The organism is Devosia indica, assembly GCF_003056405.1.
In the GTDB taxonomy this organism is placed as follows: Bacteria; Pseudomonadota; Alphaproteobacteria; order Rhizobiales; family Devosiaceae; genus Devosia; species Devosia indica.
The window spans coordinates 234,287-253,775 of the sequence record NZ_PYVZ01000004.1; the positions used below are offsets into that span (position 1 = coordinate 234,287).

Genomic DNA, 19,489 nt, shown 5'->3' on the forward strand with positions numbered 1-19,489 from the left:
AGGGTGGGGCAACCCCACCCATGCCGTTTCGCGCAATTATCCTGCTTTCGACCTCTTGAGCCGCCAATAGGCGAACACAAACAAGAGCCCAATCACCAGCTCGCTTGCCGTGACTGCGATCAGGGCATGTGCCGGTGGACCGTCTGTCATCATGGCCACGAGCCTTGAAAGCCCGAACCCCATGTAGAGCAGAATGCCTGCGCCGATACCAAGATGATGATGCCGGATCTGCAGCGCGCCCAGCCCCTGTATTGCGCCCAAGGCCAGAATGACCAGCGCGGGTGCCTTGAGCTCATTGAGCAGGTTGGTCATGCCATCCACTTCGATTCCGTAGCCGGCATAAAATGCAGCGGGTGAGAATAGGATGGCCAAGGACAGGATCGTTGCGAGAGTGCCGCCAAGAATGAGCAGCACCCGGTGTGCGGTCGGCATGGTCAGGCCGCCTTCTTCCAGGCGCCGCCGGCTGCTGCCTGGCGACAAAACTCGGCAAAGTCCCGTGGTGGGCGACCTAGCGCCCGCATGACGCCATCACCAATAGATTCGTTGCGGCCGTCGAAGACTTCCTGGCACAGGGCGACCAGGAGATCAGCGACGTCCGAACCGGCCTCGGCGCTCACACCGGCATGAAAGTCTTCCGGCGAGATCGGGGCATAGCTGACATCCAGTCCTGATGCCGCGCTGATTTCGGATGCCGCATCGGCAAAGGTCATCAGGCGCGGCCCGGTCAGTTCATAGAGCTGGTTGTTGTGCCGATCATCGAGCAGGGCGCTGGCGGCGATTTCGGCAATGTCGTCGATATCGATGAAGGGTTCGAGGCGCATGGCGGCGGGCAAGGCGACAAGGCCCGCCATGACCCCTGGCTGCAGCATGCCTTCGGAGAAATTCTGGTTAAACCAGGACGCGCGCAACAGGGTGTAGCCCAGCCCGCTCGTGGCAAGAATGTTCTCACAGCGCTCGGCGCCGCTTTCGCCGCGGCCGGACAGCAGAACCATGCGTTTGAGACCTGCCGCCTTGGCCACCGACACCAGGGCTGTGATGTCTTCGTCGGCTCGCGGCGCAGCAAGGTCCGGGTAATAGGAGACGTAGGCAGTCTCGACGCCGCTGAAGTGCTCGGCCCAGTTGCTGCGATCCTGCCAGTCGAAGGGCAGGGGGCTGTGCCGGCCCACGGCGTTTGGCGCGTGTCCGGCCGCTGTCAGATTGGCGACGACGCGCCGCCCGACCTTGCCTGTGGCGCCGATGATGAGGATTGGATTTTGAGACATTGACGTTCTCCCGTTGCGATTGTGTGCAGAGGAGAGATTGTCGTTGGCGCCTGGACTTTCCATCACATATTAGCCAATGATATGTGCAATTCGTCCAACATGATGGTTTGGACGCACAAGGCCGAGCGAGAAGATATGCAAGAAGTCCACTTTCAGCCTCCAGATGCCAGCGACCCGCTGGGTGAAGTGCTGCATATGCTCAAGCTCAATGGTAGTCTCTATTGCCGGGCGGAGCTCTGCTCGCCTTGGGGCGTGGCGATGCCCAGAATGGACAATTCGATGTTGTTCATCGTCATCATGTCGGGCGAGGGCTGGCTGCGCATGCCCGGCCGGGAGAGCATCCTGATCCGCGAGGGGAGCATGGTGGTGCTGCCGCGTGGGCATGCGGTGGATCTGGCCAGCGGGCCAGATCAAGTTGCCAAGCCCCTGTTCGATTATCCGGCCCGCAAGGTCAGCGAACGCTATGAAATGATGGAGATCGACGGGCCTGGTCCGGTTACCCGCGCCATGACCGGTGTGGTCTCGTTCGATGATGTGGCCGCAAGGCGGCTCATTGCGTTGCTGCCCGAGCTATTGGTGGTGGACCGCTGGAATGATGTCGCCGGGGGCTGGCTGCGCAGCACTCTGGACCTGATTGCGCACGAGGCGGCGACGCTCAAACCCGGAGGCGAGGCCGTTATCACGCGGCTGGCGGATATTCTGATCATCCAGGCCATCAGAACCTGGCTGGATGGGGCAGCAGAGGCCCAGCGGGGCTGGTTGGCGGCACTGCGCGACCCAATGCTGGGACGGGCGCTTGTGGCCATGCATGGCACACCGGAGCACGACTGGACGCTGGATGGGCTGGCCCGGCTGGCGGGCATGTCGCGCTCGGGCTTTGCGGCCCGCTTTGCCGATATGGTCGGGCAGCCGGCGATGCGCTATCTGACCGACTGGCGGATGCACCGGGCCCGACTGGCCCTGTTGGAAAGCCGCGCCGCGGTCAGCCAGGTCGCGCGTAGTGCGGGCTACCAGTCAGAGGCTGCGTTTGGCCGTGCCTTCAAGCAGTTTTTCGGAGAATCGCCGGGCAGTCTGCGGCGCGCCGGTTAGCGTGGACGCAATCGATCCAGTGCGCCTTGCAGAATGTAGCTGGCTGCGAGCTTGTCGACGACCTCGGCGCGGCGGTCGCGGCGGAGATCGGCTTCGATCATCATCCGCGTGACGGCCGAGGTTGACAGCCGCTCATCCCAGAAGGCAATGGGCAGGTTGATTTTGGGCGCCAGATTGCGGGCGAAGGCGCGCGTCGATTGCACGCGCGGCCCCTCGCTGCCATCCATGTTGAGAGGGAGGCCCAGTATGACCGCGACCACCTGGTTCTGCCCGATGAGTTCGATAATGCGCTCGGCGTCCTGGGTAAACTTTGTCCGCTTGATGGTTTCGAGCGGGGTGGCCGAGTAGCGCATGCCGTCGGAAATGGCGACGCCGATGGTCTTGGTACCAAGATCAAGACCCATGATCTTGCCGCGGTCAGGAATGGCGGAGAGGGGATTGTCTTCGGTCACGTGAGGCTCGCTGGACAGGGCTGGATTGTCCTATAGGCTCCCAGGCCTCTCTTGGCGACGGAAAATGCCCGATGAAGCTCACCTGGTTTGGAAACAGTACCTTTCGCATTCATATCGGGGGGCAGATCGCGATCATCGATGCGGACAATGCACCGGATGGTGTCGAAAGCCGGGAATTGACGAGCGGCGCCGATTTGCTGATCCCCGATTTTGGCCGCGGGCTCTCCCCGATTGAACCGTCGATCTGGACCCCGCGCAAGCCGGTCCGGTTATTGGACGCGCTGGACGGAACAGAGGGTCATGTCGAAGCGCACAGCGCCGGAGAGGGCTGCATTGTTGTCGATGCCCCCGATGAGGCCCCGCTGATGCTGTTGCTCGATCGTGATGCGCCGCCGTTCGGTCGTTGGACCGAGCAAGCCGTGGTGGTCCTGCTAGGAACGCGCCTGCGGGAACGTACGGAAAGGCTGCAGGACGCGGCGCGGCCGAAGCTGGTCGCTCTGGCCGGAGAGGGCTGGGAAATCGAAGCGACCTTCGAATATCTGGTCGGGCAACGCTCCGGCATCAGTCTTATTGCGCTTGAACCGGCGCTGGCTGTGGAAGCCTGATCCGGCGCATAAGGCATTTTCATTGTCATTTGCTGCGGCGCGTTGCTAATAACGCGGCAACACGCCTTTTCTGCCGGAGTTTCTTGCATGTCTGTCGACGCCGCCACCGTCAAGCGTATCGGGCGCCTTGCGCGCATTCGTATCGAAGAAGAGGAAGTTGCAGCTTATCAGACCGAGCTGAATGCGATTCTCGGTTTCGTGGAGCAGCTGGGCGAGGTTGATGTCGCGGGTGTAGAGGCCATGACCTCGGTGACCCCGATGACCCTGCGCCGCCGGGAGGACGTGGTTTCCGATGGCAATTATCCCGAGAAGATCGTCGGCAACGCCCCGCTGACGGAAGACAATTTCTTCATGGTCCCCAAGGTGGTGGAATAGATGGCGGTCACGATCGCCATAGAGACGCCGCTGCAGGACGATGTGCGCGCGCTTGTGGCGCAGCTCAACGATCACCTGTTGCCGCTTTCGCCGCTCGAGTTCCAGTTCAAGATGACGGTCGAGCAGATGGCTGACAGCGCCACCACGCTGTTTGTCGCCCGCAATGCGGCAGGCAAGGCGGTCGGCATGGGCGCGCTCAAGGTGCATGGTCCCGAGCTGGGCGAGGTCAAGCGCATGTTCACCCTGCCCGAAGTGCGCGGGCAGCGCGTTGGCCGGCAATTGCTGGAGCGGATCGTGGACCTGGCGCGCGAGCGCAAATTGCCAGTCGTGATGCTGGAAACAGGCACCGGCGAAGGCATGGCCGAGGCACATCGGCTTTATACACGCTACGGGTTTACCCCGCGCGGTCCGTTTCTGGACTATCCCGACAGCGAATGGTCGGCCTTTTTTGAACTGAACCTGGCGGCTGCGGCGCGCGTGGCCTGATGGCCCTCGCCGAGACGAAATAGAGAGAATTGTTTTGACTGATCTCACCCGACTGAGCCTCGCCGACGCCCGCAAGGGCCTCAAGGACAAGAGCTTTACCGCGCTTGAGCTGACCGACGCCTATATCGGCGCCATTGAAGCGGCCAATCCGAGCCTGAACGCCTATGTCGCCACCACGCCCGAGCAGGCGCGCGATATGGCCAGGGCCAGTGACACCAGGCTGAGCCAGGGGCAGGGCGGGGCGCTTGAAGGCATTCCGCTTGGCATCAAGGACCTGTTTGCCACCAAGGGCGTGCACACCCAGGCAGCCAGCCACATCCTGGATGGCTTCAAGCCCGAATATGAATCCACCGTGACAGCCAATCTCTGGCGCGATGGCGCGGTGATGCTGGGCAAGCTCAATATGGACGAGTTCGCCATGGGGTCGTCCAACGAGACTTCATACTATGGTCCCGTGATCAGCCCGTTCCGCGCAGAGGGCAGCAATGCCAATCTGGTGCCGGGCGGCTCGTCCGGCGGGTCCGCCGCGGCGGTTGCGGCCTGGCTCTGCGCCGGAGCGACGGCAACAGACACAGGCGGCTCGATCCGCCAGCCGGCGGCCTTTACCGGCACTGTTGGCATAAAGCCGACCTATGGCCGGTGCTCGCGCTGGGGCACGGTGGCGTTCGCATCCTCGCTCGATCAGGCCGGCCCGATTGCCCGCACTGTTGAAGACGCTGCGATCCTGATGACCTCGATGTCGGGATTTGACGCCAAGGATTCGACCAGCGTGGACATTCCGGTTCCTGACTTCGCCGCCGCCGTTGAGCGCGGGGTAAAGGGTCTCACCATCGGTGTTCCGAAGGAGTACCGCATGGACGGTATGCCGGCGGAAATCGAAAAGCTCTGGGCGGAGGGACTGGAGTGGCTCAAGGCCGAGGGGGCGACGGTCAAGGATATTTCGCTGCCGCACACCAAATATGCCCTGCCGGCCTATTACATCGTGGCGCCTGCGGAGGCGTCCTCGAACCTGGCGCGCTATGATGGCGTTAAATACGGGCTGCGTGTATCTGGGAAAGATATCACGGACATGTATGAGCTTACCCGCGCCAAGGGGTTCGGTCGCGAGGTGAAGCGCCGCATCATGATTGGTACATACGTGCTGTCTGCCGGTTATTTTGATGCCTATTACGTCAAGGCGCAGAAGGTCCGGACGCTGATCAAAAAGGACTTTGAAGACGCGTTCAATGCTGGCGTCGACGCGATCCTGACCCCGGCGACGCCGTCGGCGGCCTTCGGCATTGGCGACGAGGCTTTGGCGAGCGATCCGGTCGCGATGTACCTGAACGACATTTTCACCGTCACGGTGAACATGGCCGGTCTTCCGGGTATTGCGGTACCGGCCGGCAAGGACGGGCAGGGGCTGCCGCTGGGCCTGCAACTGATTGGCAAGCCGTTCGACGAAGAGACGCTGTTTGCGGCAGCTCGCGTCATCGAAAAAAGCGCCGGCGGGGACTTTGCGCCCAAGCAGTGGTGGTAGCAGCTTACCTGTTACGCAAGCGGCGGTGCTTGATTGCGCCGCCGTTCCGCATTATTTGCCGCTCATGCACAAATTGAAACTGGTGGAGACGCACCCGCTAGCTGCGTCAGGGCCAACAGGAAACCAGCCAATGGCCATAGATATCTTCACTTCGCTCGACTGGTCCGAGCCACCCAAGGATATGAGCAAGCCGCTGCAGGCCCTGTGGTGGCTCAAGAAGGGCGAGTTGCGGGTGGGCCCGGAATGGGAGCGTGCGCACAATATTGTCCAGTCCATGGAAGGCGTTCAGGCCTTTGACTGGGTGCATGCGCTGATGCACTGGATCGAAGCCGATATGGGCAATGCCGATTATTGGTATCGCCGCGCCGGCAAGCGCCGGGCTACCGCGAGCGTTTCCCAGGAATGGGAACATATCGCGGCAGCGCTGAGCGAGGTGACAAGACACTGAAATGGTCATCTCTCCCCGGCGGGGAGAGATGCTAGTTAGCGATTATCCACCTGGCTGCGCACCAGTTCCAGCCCGCGCCGGGTGATCCGGTAGGGTTGGCCGGCTTGCGATCTGATCGCCTTCTTCGCCTTGAGCTTGTTGAAGATGCGCGGTGTCAAACCGCTTATCAGCCAGCCGTCGCGGTTGAAGAACTCGAATTCGATGATCTTGCCGCGTTCGTTCTTGATGGCAGCGATATGGCCGCCCTGCGCAAGTGCATGCAGCACGCGCTGTTCGTCTCGTGAAATATCCATTGGGAAGTCTGAAGCCTGGACTAGCGAGCATTCTTGCTCGCGAACAAACTTGGCCGCGCTGACCCGAAGGCCGGCGACGTCCGGTTCATTCATGCCCCGTCGCGAAAGGACGGGGTCTCAGGCAATCTCAGACTGGCTAGACATCTGGCGGTAATATTGCAGGACCGCAACCTGCGCCATATTGCAGATGCCGGACGGGTTGAAATCCAGCAGCGGGCGGTGCAAACCAGCAACACCACATGAACTTCGGGAGCCCGTCGTGACCGCTGCCAAACTGCCTGCTGAGTGCGAAACCAAGGACGATGTGCGGGCCGAGATCGATCGTATCGACCAGGCACTGCTCAATCTTTTCGCGGAGCGGCATGGCTATGTCACGCGCATGGCCGAAATCAAGACGGACCCGCATGAGGCCTTTGACCCGGCGCGCATCGAGGCCGTTATCGGCAAGGTTCGTCGCCTCAGTTTGGACCTTGATCTGGACGAAGATCAGGCCGAACTTATCTGGCGGACCCTGATCAACTGGAACATCAATTACGAGAAGGGCATCATAGCGGCACGCAAGCGCGCCAAATAGGAGGCGAAGATGACGGGCATTGTGTTGCGCAAAGCGGAAATGACGGATGCCCCACGCCTGGCCGATATCGCCTTTCGCGCCTGGGAAGACGGCATTTATCCCATTCTGACCGACAGGCCCGGCCTCAAGGATGCGGAGAGACGCCGACTTTCCTATGCCGTGGCCCAAGGCTGGCGGCACAGCATTGTTGCCGAGATCGACACAGTCGTTGTCGGCTGGTGCTCCCGCGTGCCGGGGCGTAGCTACATCCCCTACCTGTTCGTCATGCCCGAAATGCAGGGGCATGGCATAGGGTCGGTGTTGCTCCACCGCATGGAGATGATGCTCGAATTGTACGGGGCGGAGCGGGTGCATCTGGAAACGCCGGCTGACCACGTTCGGGCCGTGCGCTTTTATGAGCGGCAAGGCTATCGCATCCTGGCCCTGCGGCCTGATGGACGCGATGGGCATTCCCCCTTCATGAGCGTCCATATGGAGAAACGTTTGCAGCCCTATGACGGGGAGATCGAGGAGGATTGAGACGGACTGACCTTATTATCGGGCCGGCCTCTCCGGATCTCGCCGAATCTTTGGGAATGATAGGTTTTGCGGCCTGGGAGCAAAGCGCCTTCGGACAGGATGATGCCGGTCGCGCGGACAGGCAGAAGCTGCTCGACGAGTTTGTCTCGTTCTGCCATGACAAGCCGCAAACCATGCTTATTGCTGCCACCGGCCAGGAAATTCTCGGGTGGGGTGCGCGCGAGGAGATGGACAATATCGTCTCCGATCTCTGGGTTGCCCCCATTGCTCAGGGACAAGGGGTTGGTGCGGCCTTGCTTGACGCGCTCGAAGGCGCTATCGCCAAGCAGGGCTTTGAGTTTTCTGAGCTCGAAACCTATGCCGGCAATGCCGGGGCGGTGCGCTTTTATGAACGCTCTGGGTATGAACCCATCTGGCGTGGCATGAAGTTTTCCGCCAGCCTGAATTATGAACTGGACAAGGTCCGCTTCCGCAAGTTCTTGCGCGAAGCGGTATAGGACTGCCCGAAACATGACCCTCGTTGATACCCGCACCCCCGACAAGAAACGCCTGATTTCCGGTTCGACCGGCGACTGGGAGGTCATCATCGGCATGGAAGTGCATGCGCAGGTGACCAGTGAGAGCAAGCTGTTCTCAGGGTCGTCGACGGCTTTCGGCAATCCGCCCAATGCCAATGTCAGCTTTGTCGATGCGGCCATGCCGGGCATGCTGCCCGTGATCAACGAAGAATGCGTGCGCCAGGCGGTCCGGACCGGCCTTGGTCTGAAAGCCCAGATCAACAAGCGGTCGGTGTTTGACCGGAAGAACTATTTCTATCCCGATTTGCCGCAGGGCTATCAGATTTCCCAGTTCAAGGACCCGATCGTTGGCGAGGGCAAGGTCTTGCTCGACGTCGATGGCGAACAGATCGAAATCGGCATCGAGCGTCTGCATCTGGAGCAGGACGCGGGCAAGTCGATCCATGACCAGCACCCGAATATGAGCTTTGTCGATCTCAATCGTTCGGGCGTGGCGCTAATGGAAATCGTCTCCAAGCCCGATCTGCGCTCCTCGGAAGAGGCCAAGGCGTATCTGGGCAAGCTGCGCACTATCCTGCGTTATCTGGGCACCTGCGACGGCAATATGGAGCAGGGCTCCATGCGTGCCGACGTCAATGTCTCCGTGCGCCGGCCGGGCGGCGAATTTGGAACGCGCTGCGAAATCAAGAACGTCAACTCGATCCGCTTCGCCGGTCAGGCCATTGAGTATGAAGCGCGCCGCCAGATTGATATTCTGGAGGATGGAGGCGAGATCGACCAGGAAACCCGCCTGTTTGATCCCAAGTTGGGCGAAACCCGGTCGATGCGCTCAAAGGAAGAAGCGCATGACTATCGCTATTTCCCCGATCCTGATCTGCTGCCGCTTGAATTCGACGATGCCTTTATCAGCGACCTGGCCCAGCACCTGCCGGAACTGCCGGACGAAAAGCAGGCGCGCTTCATCTCTGATTATGGCGTGACGGCCTATGACGCCATGGTGCTGACGCTCGATCGCGAGACGGCCGACTATTATGAGGCCTGTGTGGCCCATGGCGGCAAGAAGCGTGACGGCAAGGCCGTAGCCAATATTCTCAACGCGGACGTGGCCGCCTTCGCCAACAGCCAGGGGCTGGCGATTTGGGAAACCCATCTGCAGCCGGCGCAAATTGCCGGGCTGGTGGACCTGATTGCCAGCGGCACCATCTCCTCCAAGGGCGGCAAGGATGTGTTGCAGATCCTGATTGCCGAGGAACCCGAGGGTGACCCGGCCGAGATCGTCGAGCGCCGCGGGCTCAAGCAGGTGACCGACCTGGGGGCGATCGAGAAGATCGTCGACGAGATCATCGCCGCCAATCCCGAGCAGGTCGAAAAGGTTAAGGCCAAGCCGACTATGATCGGCTGGTTCGTCGGTCAGGCGATGAAGGCTTCAGGCGGCAAGGCCAACCCGCAAGCCCTCAACGAGCTGATGAAACAGAAACTCGGCATCGAGTAAGGCTGACAAGCTGAGAACAACTGGGCCCGGTTCCGGCAATTGCCGGGGCCGGGCTTTTTGTCGCCTCTATATTTCGGGGTGCGGTGTTGGCGTCGGATCTTCCAAAGGTTGATCCGGCGGCGGAACTTCGTCTGGTTCTGGCGGCACCGGATCGGCGGGCTGGGGCTGAGGTGGCTCTGGTTGCGGCTCTATTTCCGGGATCGGCCGCGGGTCAATATCGGGTGTGGGGTCTGGCATATGCGCCTCCTGCCCGACTAACGCAGGCTGGGCAGGGCGGTTCCATGTCTGATCAGACCGGCACGCGGCGCCAGATCTGGCGAATGCGACCATCGATGAAGAGCAGGCCAAAGAAGATCACCAGCATGCCAAGGATCTGAATGGGCAGGATGGTTTCATCGAGCACCGTGACGCCGATTATCAGGGCCGATATCGGCGCGATGAAAGTTGTCGTGGCAAAATTGGTCGCGCCGACGCGGGGCAGGATGCGGTACATGATCTGGAAGGTGAAAGCGGTGGACAGCAGCCCGATGGCAATCGCCGCGCCCCAGGTTTCCCCGCGGGTGATCATGGGCATGCCTTCAGTCAAGAAAGCAACGGGAACCGCCACCACGGCAGCACCGGTCAGGGCGATTGAGGCGAAGGCGGTCGGCTCGATGTGCTTGTAGCTGCGGGTAATGTTGAGCGAGAGGCCGTAGCACAGGGTCGCGCCGAGGCAAGCGGCCACGGCCCAGAGCTGGGAAGTTCCGCCTTCCGAGAGGGCCGGGGAGACCAGAATTGCGGCACCTATGAAGCCAATGGCGACGCCAGTGAACTTGATCGGCGTGCCTTTTTCGCCCCCGATCCAGAAATGCGAGATGATCGCTGTAGCCATCGGCGTCATGGCGTTGATGATGGCGGCAACGCCGCTGGCCATTTCCGCCTGTGCCAGGGGAAAGAGCGCAAAGGGAACGGCATAGGCAATGACGCCGAGGCCACCGAGTTGCAGCCAGAGGCCGGGATGGCGCGGAACCGGCTTGCGCAGTGCAAACAGTACGGCCCAGCAACCGAGCGCACCAATGCCGACGCGGAAAGAGGTGACCCAGACCGGTCCAAGTTCGCGGATCAACACGGCATTGAAAATGAAGGAACATCCCCAGATGGCACCGAGGAAAATGATCCAGAACCAATCGCGCAAGCTCATCGTGCCTGTCCCCTTAGCAAGGCCGGCACGCTACGCCTCACGAGAACAAAGGTCGAACCGATTTTGACGATGGACGTCATCAATAACTGTGATGGGCAGCGTCAGAGCTTTGCCTGGCCACTGGCCAGCAGGCGCAGCGCCTCGGGGTAGATGCGGTGTTCTTCAACCAGAAGCCGCTCGGCCAGTGTATCAGGCGTGTCTCCAGCAAAGACCGGTATGCGCGCCTGGAGTATGGCCGGGCCTTCATCCAGCCCAGGGGTGACGAAATGAACGGTGCAGCCATGCTCGCTCACCCCATCGGCGAGGGCGCGTTCATGTGTGTGCAGGCCCTTGTACGCCGGCAACAGGGACGGGTGGATGTTGACCATCCGGCCCAGCCAGCGATTGACGAAGTCCTCCCCCAGAATACGCATGAAACCGGCGAGGCAAACATAGTCGACCTCCCAGCTCTCAAGGATCTGGGTCATGGTGTCTTCGAACATGTCCCGGCTGGGAAATTTGCTCTGTGCAAGCGATGCCGTAGCGATCCCGGCGGCAGCAGCGGTTTCCAGACCTGCGGCAGCGGCTCGATTGGACAGAACGCCGACGATCTCGGCTGGGTAGTCGGGCGCTTTGGCGGCCTCGATCAGCGCGGCCATGTTGGAGCCGCGGCCGGAGATCAGGATGGCGACGCGCTTGCGGGTCACAGCGCGAGCTTGCCCCGGAAGGTGACGGGCTCGCTGCTGCGCGCTGTGAGCTGGCCGACAACAGCAGCGATTTCGCCCGAAGCGCTCAGGCTATCGAGAAGACGGTTCGCGTCTTCGGCGGCAACGGCCACCAGCATGCCGACGCCGCAATTGAAGGTGCGCAGCATTTCGCTTTCGCTCATCCCCCCGACCTGGCTCAGCCAGCCGAAGACAGGGGGCGGGGTGATGGCGCCAAGGTCGATATCGGCGGCCAGGGCATCCGGAAGAACACGGGGGATATTATCGATGAAGCCGCCACCCGTGATATGGGCCAGCGCCTTGATGCCTATGCCGTCGCGCAATGCGGACAGCAGCGGCTTGACGTAGATGCGGGTGGGCTCAAGCAGCGCTTCGGCGAGGGTCTTGCCGGTGACGAAGGGCGCAGGAGCATCCCAGGCGAGGCCGGAGAGGTCGACAATCTTGCGCACGAGCGAATAGCCGTTCGAGTGCACGCCCGAGGATGCCATGGCCACCAGAACGTCTCCGGCGGCAAGGTCCTTGCGCGGCAGCAGGCCGTCGCGCTCGGCGGCGCCGACAGCAAAGCCTGCCAGGTCGTAATCATTGCCATGATACATGCCAGGCATTTCGGCGGTCTCGCCGCCGATCAAGGCGCAACCGGCGAGGCGGCAGCCATGGGCGATGCCTTCGACAATGGCTTTGCCCTGATCGACATCGAGCTTGCCGGTGGCCAGATAGTCGAGAAAGAACAGCGGTTCGGCACCCTGCACGACAAGGTCGTTGACGCACATGGCGACCAGATCCTGGCCGATGGTGTCGTGCTTGCCGGTATCAATAGCTATCTTGAGCTTGGTGCCAACCCCGTCATTGGCCGCCACCAGCACCGGATCGACAAAGCCGGCCGCCTTGAGATCGAACAGGCCGCCAAAGCCGCCGATCTCGCCGTCGGCTCCGGGACGCCGGGTGGAGCGGACTGCTGGCTTGATGGCTTCGACCAGTGCGTTTCCAGCATCGATGTCGACGCCAGCCTGCTTGTACGACAGGCCGTTTGATGGCAGGTTTTGTGGGTCGGACATGAGCCTTCTTGCCATGCTGGGGATTGCGGGCGCAATTGCGTGCGCGCGAACCGGATTGGTTGATCTTTTCGGTGCTGGCCGTTAGACGGCCTGATAGCTTTTCGATTACCCAGACGCAAGGGCCAGCCGGCACCATGGCACTCAGAAATCAAGTGGTCATCTGGATCGGGCTGCTGGTCGCCCTGATTGTCTCCTTGTGGATTTTCCGCGGAATCCTGTTGCCCTTTGTCGTGGGGGCGGCACTTGCCTATCTGCTGAACCCCCTGGTCAACCAGTTGCAGAAGTGGCGGTTCAATCGTGTCTGGGCGACGGTGGTGGTGCTGTTCAGCGTGCTGACAGTGGTCATAAGCCTGTTCTTCATGTTCGTGCCACTGATCGGCCAACAGATTATTGGCCTGATCCAGCGATTGCCGGGCTATGTCGGTGACCTGCAGGAGCTGGCCGTGGCCTGGGCCCCCGAGATCAATGAATGGCTTGGGCCTGAACGGGCCGCTGACCTGCAGTCCAGTCTCAACGACCTGGCGCGACAGGCTCTTGGTTTCATTGCGACCTTGCCCGCGGAATTGGTCAATATTGGCCTGACCGGCGCTGCGGTGGTCGGATTTACCGTGCTGGCGCCGGTTGTGGCGTTCTATCTGCTGCTCGATTGGGAAGGCATGGTGCGCGGGATCGACGATCTGCTGCCCAAGCAGCACAAGGGCGAAGTGAAGGGGATTCTGCGCGAAATCGACAAGTCCATGGCGGGGGTGATCCGCGGTCAGGGTAGTGTCTTGCTGCTCGATGCGGCGTTCTATGCCACTGCGTTGAGCGTGATTGGCCTGAATTACGGTCTGGCCGTTGGTTTGATCGCGGGGCTGTTCAGTTTTGTTCCCTTTGTCGGATTTGCCCTGGGCCTGGGACTCTCCGTCGGCATTGCCCTGGTACAATATGCGCCCAATTGGTGGATGATCGTGCTGGTGGCTGGGGTCTACTTCTTCTGGCAGTTCATTGAAGGCAATGTGCTCTATCCCAAGCTGGTGGGCTCCTCGATCAACATCAATCCGGTCTGGATGATGTTTGCCTTGTTGGGCCTGGGCGCCATTTTCGGATTTGTGGGGCTGTTGCTGGCCGTGCCGATGGCGGCAATCGCGTCAGTTCTGGTCCGTTACGGGGTGCGCAAATACAAGGAAAGCTCGCTCTATCTCGGTGTGAGGCGGCGTGCGCCCGGTGACGATGCTGCATCCTGATCATGGACCGCGGCAATTGCCGCTCGATCTGGGACATGAACCCTCCCATTCCGAGGACGATTTCCTGGTTGGAGCGGGCAATGCAATGGCGCATGCCCGCATCCTTGCCTGGCCGCATTGGCCTGATGGTGTGACCCTGCTGATCGGCCCGGCGGCGTCGGGCAAGTCGCATCTGGCCCGGATCTTTTGCGAACGCAGCAAGGCCGTGGTGGTGACACCTGCCACGATTGCCCAGATTGCCTCGGAGGTGGGGCAGGAAGCGCTGCTGGTCGAGGATGTCGATCGGCTAGGCTATGACGAGCACCATCTGTTTCATCTGCTCAATCAAGCAATGCGCGGCTCCAGAACGCTGCTGCTGACCGCGCGCGAAGAGGTTGCGCACTGGCCGCTGCGGACCGATGATGTGCGCTCCCGGGTTCGTCGCGCCGCTGTATTCCGGCTCGAAGTCAGTGACGACATTGAGTTGTCACAGATGTTCGTGAAATTGTTCGGGGATCGGCAAATCAAAGTCGACCCCAAGGTGATCGGCTATGTCGTGCCGCGCATGGAGCGCAGTTCCGAAGAAGCCGCTACCCTTGTCGAGCTTATGGACAAGCTGGCCCTTGCCAAAGGGTCGGCTATTACTCGCACAATAGCGTCGGAAGCCCTGGCGCTGCGTCAACAGGCGCACGGGCTGGACCGGCAACAGGATTGGGACGCTGAGACCGATGAATGAAATAAGCGAAATTCCCGAGGCCGAGGGTTCGGTGCCGGATGTCGAGGCGCTTCGCACCAGCCCGGCGCGTTTCGTCAATCGCGAGGTCAGTTGGCTCCAATTCAACATGCGGGTTCTGGAAGAGGCCGGCAACGAGGCCCATCCGCTGCTCGAGCGGCTGCGTTTCGTCTCGATCTCGGCAAACAATTTGGACGAATTCTACATGGTGCGCGTGGCAGGCCTGAAAGGGCAGATCCGTGCGGGCATGACCAAGCAGAGCGCCGATGGATTGTCCCCGGCCGAGCAGCTTGAAGAGATCGCGACGCTTACCCAGCACCTGCAACTCGAACAGCAGGATCATTGGAAAGAGCTGCGTGAAGAACTGTTTGCGCAGAATGTGGTGATCCACGAGGCCGATGATCTGACCAATGACCAGATCGCCTATCTGCAAAAACTGTTCCGCGAGGAGATTTTCCCGGTCCTCACGCCGATCGCGGTCGACCCGGCGCATCCCTTCCCGTTCATCCCCAATCTTGGCCTTGCCCTGGCCTTCGAATTGAGGCGCCCCAATAGCGATCAGCCACTCACTGCCCTGGTCCGCATTCCGAGCAATCTAGACCGGTTCATCAACCTGCCAAGCGGACTGGTTTCCGAAGGGCGATCTGAAGTTGTGACCATCGACACCTTGGTCAAGCTGTTCTTTCACAAGATGTTTCCGGGCCATGAGGTGATTGGCTCCGGCACCTTCCGGGTCATTCGCGACAGCGAAATAGAAATTGATGACGAGGCTGCCGATCTGGTGGTCGAGTTCGAGAGTGCGCTGCGCCAGCGCCGCCGTGGTCAGGTCATTCGCCTGGAGATCGAGCGTTCAATGCCGCGCGCGCTCAAGCGGCAGATCGGTGAGCAGCTTGGTGTCAAGGAAGCCGATGTGTTTGAGGTGCATGGCTTTCTGGGTCTGGCCGATGCGCGCAAGATCTGCGACGTGGATCGCCCGGACCTGAAGTTTACGCCTTATCTGGCGCGCTTTCCGGAGCGTATTCGCGATTACAACGGCGACAATTTTGCTGCCATTCGCGCCAAGGACATCCTGGTGCACCATCCGTTCGAGAGTTTCGATGTGGTCGCGCAATTCCTGATGCAGGCGGCGCGGGATCCCGACGTCGTTGCGATCAAGCAGACGCTCTACCGCACGTCGTCGGACAGTCCCATCGTCAAGGCCCTGGTTCTGGCGGCCGAGGCTGGCAAGTCGGTGACATGCCTGGTCGAGCTCAAGGCGCGGTTCGATGAAGAGGCCAATATTCGCTGGGCGCGCGACCTGGAGCGGGCAGGGGCCCAGGTGGTGTTCGGATTTGTCGAGCTCAAGACGCACGCCAAACTGAGCCAGGTTGTCCGGCGCGAAAAGGGCAAGCTGGTCAGCTACTGCCATATTGGCACGGGCAATTATCACCCAATTACGGCCAAGATTTATACGGATCTGAGCTATTTCACGATCGATCCGGCGATCACGCGCGATGTGGCACGGGTGTTCAACTTCATTACCGGCTATGCGCGGCCGACCGAGCTGGAAACCATCGCCGTTTCACCGGTCAATCTACGTCAGACGCTGATTGACAATATTGCCCATGAGATCGATTTGGCCCGCAACGGCCAGCCGGCCTCGATTCTGTTGAAGATGAACTCGCTGGTTGATCCGCAGGTGATCGACGCGCTCTACGACGCCAGCCAGGCGGGCGTGAAGGTGGACCTGATCGTGCGCGGTATTTGCTGCCTGAGGCCCGGAATCCCCGGGTTCTCGGACAATATCCGGGTCAAGTCGGTGGTCGGACGATTCCTTGAGCACAGTCGCATCTATTGCTTTGGCAATGGCGAGACCATGCCGTCACCAAGGGCCAAGGTCTATATTTCCTCGGCCGACATCATGGGACGCAATCTGGACGGCCGGGTGGAAACTCTGGTGCCAATCCTGAATGAAACGGTGCACAAGCAGATTCTGGATCGCATTCTGGTTGCCTATCTCAAGGACAACCAGCAGAGCTGGGAAGTGCTTCCCGATGGGAGCTCACATCGTATAAGGGTGGGCGAGGGCGAAGAACCCTTCAACGCCCACGACTACTTCATGACCAATCCTTCCCTGTCCGGCCGTGGCAGTGCGGGCGAGGCGGAGAGCGACGAGGATTAAATTGACTCAGTTCTGGGGCGTCGATGCCGATCCCACCGCACAAGGGCGCATCAAAGGCGCCCGGCCGGTAGCAGTCCTCGACATCGGCTCCAACTCGGTTCGCCTTGTGGTCTATGAGCGCCATGCGCGCGCGCTGACGCCGCTGTACAACGAAAAGTCCGCCTGCGCCCTTGGGCGCGGGATTGCGCAGAGCAAACGCCTTGCCGATGCCAATATGGACAAGGCCCTGGAAGCCATGAAACGCTTTGCGCTGGTGGCACGCATGATGCGGGTGGGCAAGGTCTATATCCTGGCAACGTCGGCGGTGCGCGATGCGGCCAACCGCGATTCGTTCGTCTCAGCCGTCGAAGCCATCATGGAAGCGCCGGTGCGCGTGCTCAGCGGCCAGGAAGAGGCCCACTATGCGGCCCTTGGCGTGGTGGCAGGCATCCCTGGCTTTGCCGGGGTGGTCGGCGATCTTGGCGGCGGCAGCCTTGAGCTTTCGGACATCGCCAACGGGCATGACACCAATGGCGAGAGTTTCGAGCTGGGTGTCATTCGCCTGCAGGATGATGCCGACGGATCGCCGAAGAAGGCGGCGGCCCTGGTGCAGGCCAGACTTGAAGGATCAATTCTCAAGGCGGCCCAAGATGGCGCGCAGTTCGCCGCAATTGGCGGTACGTGGCGTTCGTTGGCCAAGCTGCACCAAGCCATGTGCGATTACCCGTTGCATATGGTGCAGGACTATGTGGTTTCTGCCGATGAGATGATCCGGTTCTGCGAAGAGATCGTGGCTGCCGATGCCCTCAAGGGCTATCCGGGGGCGAGCAGTGTCAGCAGCTCACGCCGCGAATTGGTGCCGTTCGGCGCGGCAGTGCTGGCCGAGATCCTCAAGGCCGGGAAATTCAGCAGCGTCGTGTTTTCAGCGCTTGGCGTGCGCGAAGGCTATCTCTACGGCATGCTCGATCAGCGCGAGCAGGAAATCGATCCACTCATTCAGGGTGCCGAGGAGCTGTCGGTGTTGCGGTCGCGGTCTCCGGCGCACGCCAATGATCTGGTCGAGTTCACCGCCCAGTATTTCACTGCCATAGGCGCCGAAGAAACGCCTGAAGAAGCGCGCCTGCGGGTGGTGTCGTGTCTTCTTGCCGATATCGGTTGGCGATCGCATCCCGATTACCGGGGGCCGCAAAGTGTGGATGCGGTGGCCTATGGCTCGTTGACCGGGGTGGACCATCCCGGCCGCTCGTTCCTGGCCCAGACCCTGGCAATCCGGTATGATGGGCTGAAATCCAAGGCCGCACAGGTTTTGGTGCCGCTGGGGTCCGACGCCCTGACGGCGCGGGCGCGCCTGATCGGGTCGATGATGCGCGTGGCTTATCCGATGACGGCAGCGATGCCGGGCGTCTTGCCGCGCACGCGGTTCAGCCTGGATGATGACACGCTGGTCCTCAACCTGCCGGCGGACTTCGCCTTTCTTAATGGCGATCACCTGCGGAACCGGCTTCGTCAATTTGCCGAAGGGGCCGGGCATGCCAAATGGCGCGTGGATGTGGGGTAGGACGTCGGGGCGCTATTCGGCTGCCTCGGTCTGAGTTACAGCAAATTCAATGATGCCCTTGCGGGTCGCCACAAGGCCAATGCGGCCATGCTTGATGGCCAGTGCCTTTTCGCCAAACAGCTTTCGGCGCCAGCCCTTGAGCGCGGGGACATCGGCTTCATCATCGAGCACGAGCGCGTCGATTTCATCAGATGTGGCGATGATGCGGGCGGCGACGCCATGCTGCTCGGCTACGGCCTTCAGCAGCACCCGCACGAGATCGCCGATGGCGCCCTTGGGGGAGGGGCCGCGGTAACGTTCGGGCAGGCTGGGCAGGGCCGATTTGGGCATGGCATCGACCTGCTTGAGCAGGGCCATGATCTCTCCGGCTGCGGCGCTGCGGCCAAAGCCGCGCGGGACGGCGCGCAGCTTTTCGAAGGCATCGGGGGTCAGGGGCCGCTGGGTGGCCAGTTCACCCAGCACGTCATCCTTAAGAATGCGGCTGCGGGGCTGGTCGGTATCCTGGGCCTTTTGCTCGCGCCACTGCGCCAGCAGCTTGATGGCAGCAAGATCGCGCGGGCGATTGAATTTCATCTTGAGGCGGTTCCAGGCCTGTTCGGGCTGGACGACATAGGTGTCGATGCTGCGCAGGGTGGTCATTTCGTCTTCGACCCAATCCCAGCGTCTCGTCGCTTCGACCTGCTTGCGCAGTTCGCGATAGATGTCGCGCAGCCAGGTGACGTCGGCGATGGCATAAGTGCGCTGCTTCTCCGAAAGCGGGCGGGCGGACCAGTCGGTAAAGCGCGAGGACTTGTCCAGCTCTACCTTGCAGATGGACCGGACCAGGCTGTCATAGGAGGCACTATCGCCAAAGCCGCAAACGCTGGCGGCAACCTGGGTGTCGAAGATGTTGTGTGGCACGGCGCCCGTCAGCTTGACGAATATCTCCACGTCCTGCCGCGCGGCGTGGAAGACCTTGGTGACATTGGGATTGGCCAAGAGCTCGAAGAATGGCGCCAGCTTGATATCGGGCGCCAGCGGGTCGATCAGCACCGCCTCATCATCGGTGGCAACCTGGATCAGGCACAGACGGGGCCAATAGGTCGTTTCGCGCAGGAATTCCGTATCAACCGTCACAAATTCAAACTTGGAGGCGCGCTCGCAAAATTCGGCCAGCGCTTCTGTGGAAACTATCAGGTCCATACGTACTACCGTCTCAAATTCGTCACTATTCTTCCTAGCAGGTGCGCTTGGTTAGCTCCACCTTGGATTTTTCTCGCGGTAAAGAGGCGTAGCGCGAAAG

The 19,489-nt window shown here is 61.1% G+C and carries 22 protein-coding genes; 14 read left to right on the forward strand and 8 right to left on the reverse strand.

The genetic code is table 11. The annotated features are described in order from the left end of the window. Positions 1 to 36: 36 nt before the first annotated feature. Complete coding sequence (locus DDE76_RS06035; protein WP_157955681.1) at positions 37 to 432, reverse strand: DUF4345 domain-containing protein; 396 nt, start codon at positions 430 to 432, stop codon at positions 37 to 39. A 2-nt stretch (positions 433 to 434) separates the two neighbouring features. Then, positions 435 to 1,262 carry a Rossmann-fold NAD(P)-binding domain-containing protein gene (locus tag DDE76_RS06040; protein ID WP_104894318.1) on the reverse strand — a complete coding sequence of 276 codons (828 nt, stop codon included), beginning with the start codon at positions 1,260 to 1,262 and terminating at the stop codon, positions 435 to 437. Positions 1,263 to 1,397: 135 nt separating this feature from the next. Between DDE76_RS06040 and DDE76_RS06045 the strand changes: the two genes are divergently transcribed. Beyond that, the gene (locus DDE76_RS06045; protein WP_104895036.1) at positions 1,398 to 2,351 is read left to right on the forward strand and encodes an AraC family transcriptional regulator; all 954 of its coding nucleotides are present in this window, start codon (positions 1,398 to 1,400) and stop codon (positions 2,349 to 2,351) included. Here the strand turns inward: DDE76_RS06045 and ruvX are convergent. Continuing rightward, positions 2,348 to 2,821 (reverse strand): Holliday junction resolvase RuvX, encoded by a 474-nt coding sequence (gene ruvX, locus DDE76_RS06050; protein WP_104894319.1) that lies wholly within the window; start codon positions 2,819 to 2,821, stop codon positions 2,348 to 2,350. The two genes, DDE76_RS06045 and ruvX, sit on opposite strands and share 4 nt — an antisense overlap. 53 nt (positions 2,822 to 2,874) lie before the next feature. On the opposite strand from ruvX, the gene DDE76_RS06055 reads away from it, so the two are divergent. The 5 genes from DDE76_RS06055 to DDE76_RS06075 all read left to right on the forward strand — a co-directional run bounded on the left by DDE76_RS06055 (position 2,875) and on the right by DDE76_RS06075 (position 6,236). Beyond that, positions 2,875 to 3,408, forward strand: a complete 534-nt coding sequence (locus DDE76_RS06055) for a hypothetical protein (protein WP_104894320.1) — start codon at positions 2,875 to 2,877, stop codon at positions 3,406 to 3,408. Positions 3,409 to 3,495: 87 nt separating this feature from the next. Then, positions 3,496 to 3,783, forward strand: coding sequence for an Asp-tRNA(Asn)/Glu-tRNA(Gln) amidotransferase subunit GatC (gene gatC, locus DDE76_RS06060; RefSeq protein ID WP_104894321.1), 288 nt, complete (start codon positions 3,496 to 3,498; stop codon positions 3,781 to 3,783). Continuing rightward, entirely contained in the window at positions 3,784 to 4,269 is a 486-nt protein-coding gene (locus DDE76_RS06065; RefSeq protein ID WP_104894322.1) for a GNAT family N-acetyltransferase, read from the forward strand. 34 nt (positions 4,270 to 4,303) lie between these two features. Beyond that, complete coding sequence (gene gatA, locus DDE76_RS06070) at positions 4,304 to 5,788, forward strand: Asp-tRNA(Asn)/Glu-tRNA(Gln) amidotransferase subunit GatA (protein ID WP_104894323.1); 1,485 nt, start codon at positions 4,304 to 4,306, stop codon at positions 5,786 to 5,788. A gap of 130 nt (positions 5,789 to 5,918) precedes the next feature. Then, positions 5,919 to 6,236: a hypothetical protein gene (locus DDE76_RS06075; RefSeq protein ID WP_104894324.1), complete on the forward strand. Its 318-nt coding sequence runs from the start codon at positions 5,919 to 5,921 to the stop codon at positions 6,234 to 6,236. A gap of 35 nt (positions 6,237 to 6,271) precedes the next feature. Here the strand turns inward: DDE76_RS06075 and DDE76_RS06080 are convergent, their stop codons facing one another. Beyond that, positions 6,272 to 6,529, reverse strand: a complete 258-nt coding sequence (locus DDE76_RS06080) for a YjhX family toxin (RefSeq protein WP_104895037.1) — start codon at positions 6,527 to 6,529, stop codon at positions 6,272 to 6,274. Between the two features lie 259 nt (positions 6,530 to 6,788). On the opposite strand from DDE76_RS06080, the gene DDE76_RS06085 reads away from it, so the two are divergent. Genes DDE76_RS06085 through gatB form a run of 4 tightly spaced genes read left to right on the forward strand, consistent with a single transcriptional unit; the run spans position 6,789 to position 9,632 of the window. Further along, positions 6,789 to 7,103 carry a chorismate mutase gene (locus tag DDE76_RS06085; RefSeq protein ID WP_104894325.1) on the forward strand — a complete coding sequence of 105 codons (315 nt, stop codon included), beginning with the start codon at positions 6,789 to 6,791 and terminating at the stop codon, positions 7,101 to 7,103. A gap of 9 nt (positions 7,104 to 7,112) precedes the next feature. After that, positions 7,113 to 7,622 carry a GNAT family N-acetyltransferase gene (locus DDE76_RS06090; protein WP_104894326.1) on the forward strand — a complete coding sequence of 170 codons (510 nt, stop codon included), beginning with the start codon at positions 7,113 to 7,115 and terminating at the stop codon, positions 7,620 to 7,622. A gap of 56 nt (positions 7,623 to 7,678) precedes the next feature. Next, a complete protein-coding gene (locus DDE76_RS06095; RefSeq protein WP_104894327.1) occupies positions 7,679 to 8,119 on the forward strand; it encodes a GNAT family N-acetyltransferase in 441 nt (146 codons plus the stop codon). Between the two features lie 13 nt (positions 8,120 to 8,132). Further along, the gene (gene gatB, locus DDE76_RS06100) at positions 8,133 to 9,632 is read left to right on the forward strand and encodes an Asp-tRNA(Asn)/Glu-tRNA(Gln) amidotransferase subunit GatB (protein ID WP_104894328.1); all 1,500 of its coding nucleotides are present in this window, start codon (positions 8,133 to 8,135) and stop codon (positions 9,630 to 9,632) included. Between the two features lie 289 nt (positions 9,633 to 9,921). Here the strand turns inward: gatB and DDE76_RS06105 are convergent, their stop codons facing one another. From DDE76_RS06105 to purM, 3 genes are all read right to left on the reverse strand, one after another. Continuing rightward, positions 9,922 to 10,812 (reverse strand): DMT family transporter, encoded by an 891-nt coding sequence (locus DDE76_RS06105; RefSeq protein ID WP_104894329.1) that lies wholly within the window; start codon positions 10,810 to 10,812, stop codon positions 9,922 to 9,924. 101 nt (positions 10,813 to 10,913) lie between these two features. Beyond that, positions 10,914 to 11,450, reverse strand: coding sequence for a phosphoribosylglycinamide formyltransferase (purN, locus tag DDE76_RS06110; RefSeq protein ID WP_245891822.1), 537 nt, complete (start codon positions 11,448 to 11,450; stop codon positions 10,914 to 10,916). 44 nt (positions 11,451 to 11,494) lie between these two features. Beyond that, on the reverse strand, positions 11,495 to 12,571 hold the full coding sequence (gene purM, locus DDE76_RS06115) for a phosphoribosylformylglycinamidine cyclo-ligase (protein WP_104894331.1): 1,077 nt from the start codon (positions 12,569 to 12,571) through the stop codon (positions 11,495 to 11,497). A gap of 134 nt (positions 12,572 to 12,705) precedes the next feature. On the opposite strand from purM, the gene DDE76_RS06120 reads away from it, so the two are divergent. Genes DDE76_RS06120 through DDE76_RS06135 form a run of 4 tightly spaced genes read left to right on the forward strand, consistent with a single transcriptional unit; the run spans position 12,706 to position 18,207 of the window. Continuing rightward, positions 12,706 to 13,797: an AI-2E family transporter gene (locus DDE76_RS06120; protein WP_157955682.1), complete on the forward strand. Its 1,092-nt coding sequence runs from the start codon at positions 12,706 to 12,708 to the stop codon at positions 13,795 to 13,797. Next, the gene (locus DDE76_RS06125; protein ID WP_157955683.1) at positions 13,769 to 14,512 is read left to right on the forward strand and encodes a P-loop NTPase family protein; all 744 of its coding nucleotides are present in this window, start codon (positions 13,769 to 13,771) and stop codon (positions 14,510 to 14,512) included. Before DDE76_RS06120 ends, DDE76_RS06125 begins: the two co-directional genes overlap by 29 nt. Then, positions 14,505 to 16,670, forward strand: a complete 2,166-nt coding sequence (locus tag DDE76_RS06130; protein WP_104894334.1) for an RNA degradosome polyphosphate kinase — start codon at positions 14,505 to 14,507, stop codon at positions 16,668 to 16,670. Before DDE76_RS06125 ends, DDE76_RS06130 begins: the two co-directional genes overlap by 8 nt. A 1-nt stretch (position 16,671) precedes the next feature. Then, a complete protein-coding gene (locus DDE76_RS06135; protein WP_157955684.1) occupies positions 16,672 to 18,207 on the forward strand; it encodes a Ppx/GppA family phosphatase in 1,536 nt (511 codons plus the stop codon). Between the two features lie 12 nt (positions 18,208 to 18,219). On the opposite strand, the gene rnd is transcribed toward DDE76_RS06135, so the two are convergent. Beyond that, positions 18,220 to 19,389: a ribonuclease D gene (rnd, locus tag DDE76_RS06140; protein WP_104894336.1), complete on the reverse strand. Its 1,170-nt coding sequence runs from the start codon at positions 19,387 to 19,389 to the stop codon at positions 18,220 to 18,222. Positions 19,390 to 19,489 lie beyond the last annotated feature (100 nt).

Bases quoted from the DNA above. Each gene is read 5' to 3' on its own strand.
- gatC (WP_104894321.1), top strand. From the start codon at position 3,496: ATGTCTGTCGACGCCGCCACCGTCAAGCGTATCGGGCGCCTTGCGCGC.
- purN (WP_245891822.1), bottom strand. From the start codon at position 11,450: ATGGCCGCGCTGATCGAGGCCGCCAAAGCGCCCGACTACCCAGCCGAG.
- DDE76_RS06040 (WP_104894318.1), bottom strand. From the start codon at position 1,262: ATGTCTCAAAATCCAATCCTCATCATCGGCGCCACAGGCAAGGTCGGG.
- DDE76_RS06045 (WP_104895036.1), top strand. From the start codon at position 1,398: ATGCAAGAAGTCCACTTTCAGCCTCCAGATGCCAGCGACCCGCTGGGT.
- DDE76_RS06120 (WP_157955682.1), top strand. From the start codon at position 12,706: ATGGCACTCAGAAATCAAGTGGTCATCTGGATCGGGCTGCTGGTCGCC.
- DDE76_RS06055 (WP_104894320.1), top strand. From the start codon at position 2,875: ATGAAGCTCACCTGGTTTGGAAACAGTACCTTTCGCATTCATATCGGG.
- DDE76_RS06065 (WP_104894322.1), top strand. From the start codon at position 3,784: ATGGCGGTCACGATCGCCATAGAGACGCCGCTGCAGGACGATGTGCGC.
- gatB (WP_104894328.1), top strand. From the start codon at position 8,133: ATGACCCTCGTTGATACCCGCACCCCCGACAAGAAACGCCTGATTTCC.
- DDE76_RS06035 (WP_157955681.1), bottom strand. From the start codon at position 432: ATGCCGACCGCACACCGGGTGCTGCTCATTCTTGGCGGCACTCTCGCA.
- DDE76_RS06105 (WP_104894329.1), bottom strand. From the start codon at position 10,812: ATGAGCTTGCGCGATTGGTTCTGGATCATTTTCCTCGGTGCCATCTGG.
- rnd (WP_104894336.1), bottom strand. From the start codon at position 19,389: ATGGACCTGATAGTTTCCACAGAAGCGCTGGCCGAATTTTGCGAGCGC.
- DDE76_RS06090 (WP_104894326.1), top strand. From the start codon at position 7,113: ATGACGGGCATTGTGTTGCGCAAAGCGGAAATGACGGATGCCCCACGC.
- purM (WP_104894331.1), bottom strand. From the start codon at position 12,571: ATGTCCGACCCACAAAACCTGCCATCAAACGGCCTGTCGTACAAGCAG.
- DDE76_RS06075 (WP_104894324.1), top strand. From the start codon at position 5,919: ATGGCCATAGATATCTTCACTTCGCTCGACTGGTCCGAGCCACCCAAG.
- DDE76_RS06080 (WP_104895037.1), bottom strand. From the start codon at position 6,529: ATGGATATTTCACGAGACGAACAGCGCGTGCTGCATGCACTTGCGCAG.
- DDE76_RS06130 (WP_104894334.1), top strand. From the start codon at position 14,505: ATGAATGAAATAAGCGAAATTCCCGAGGCCGAGGGTTCGGTGCCGGAT.
- DDE76_RS06095 (WP_104894327.1), top strand. From the start codon at position 7,679: ATGATAGGTTTTGCGGCCTGGGAGCAAAGCGCCTTCGGACAGGATGAT.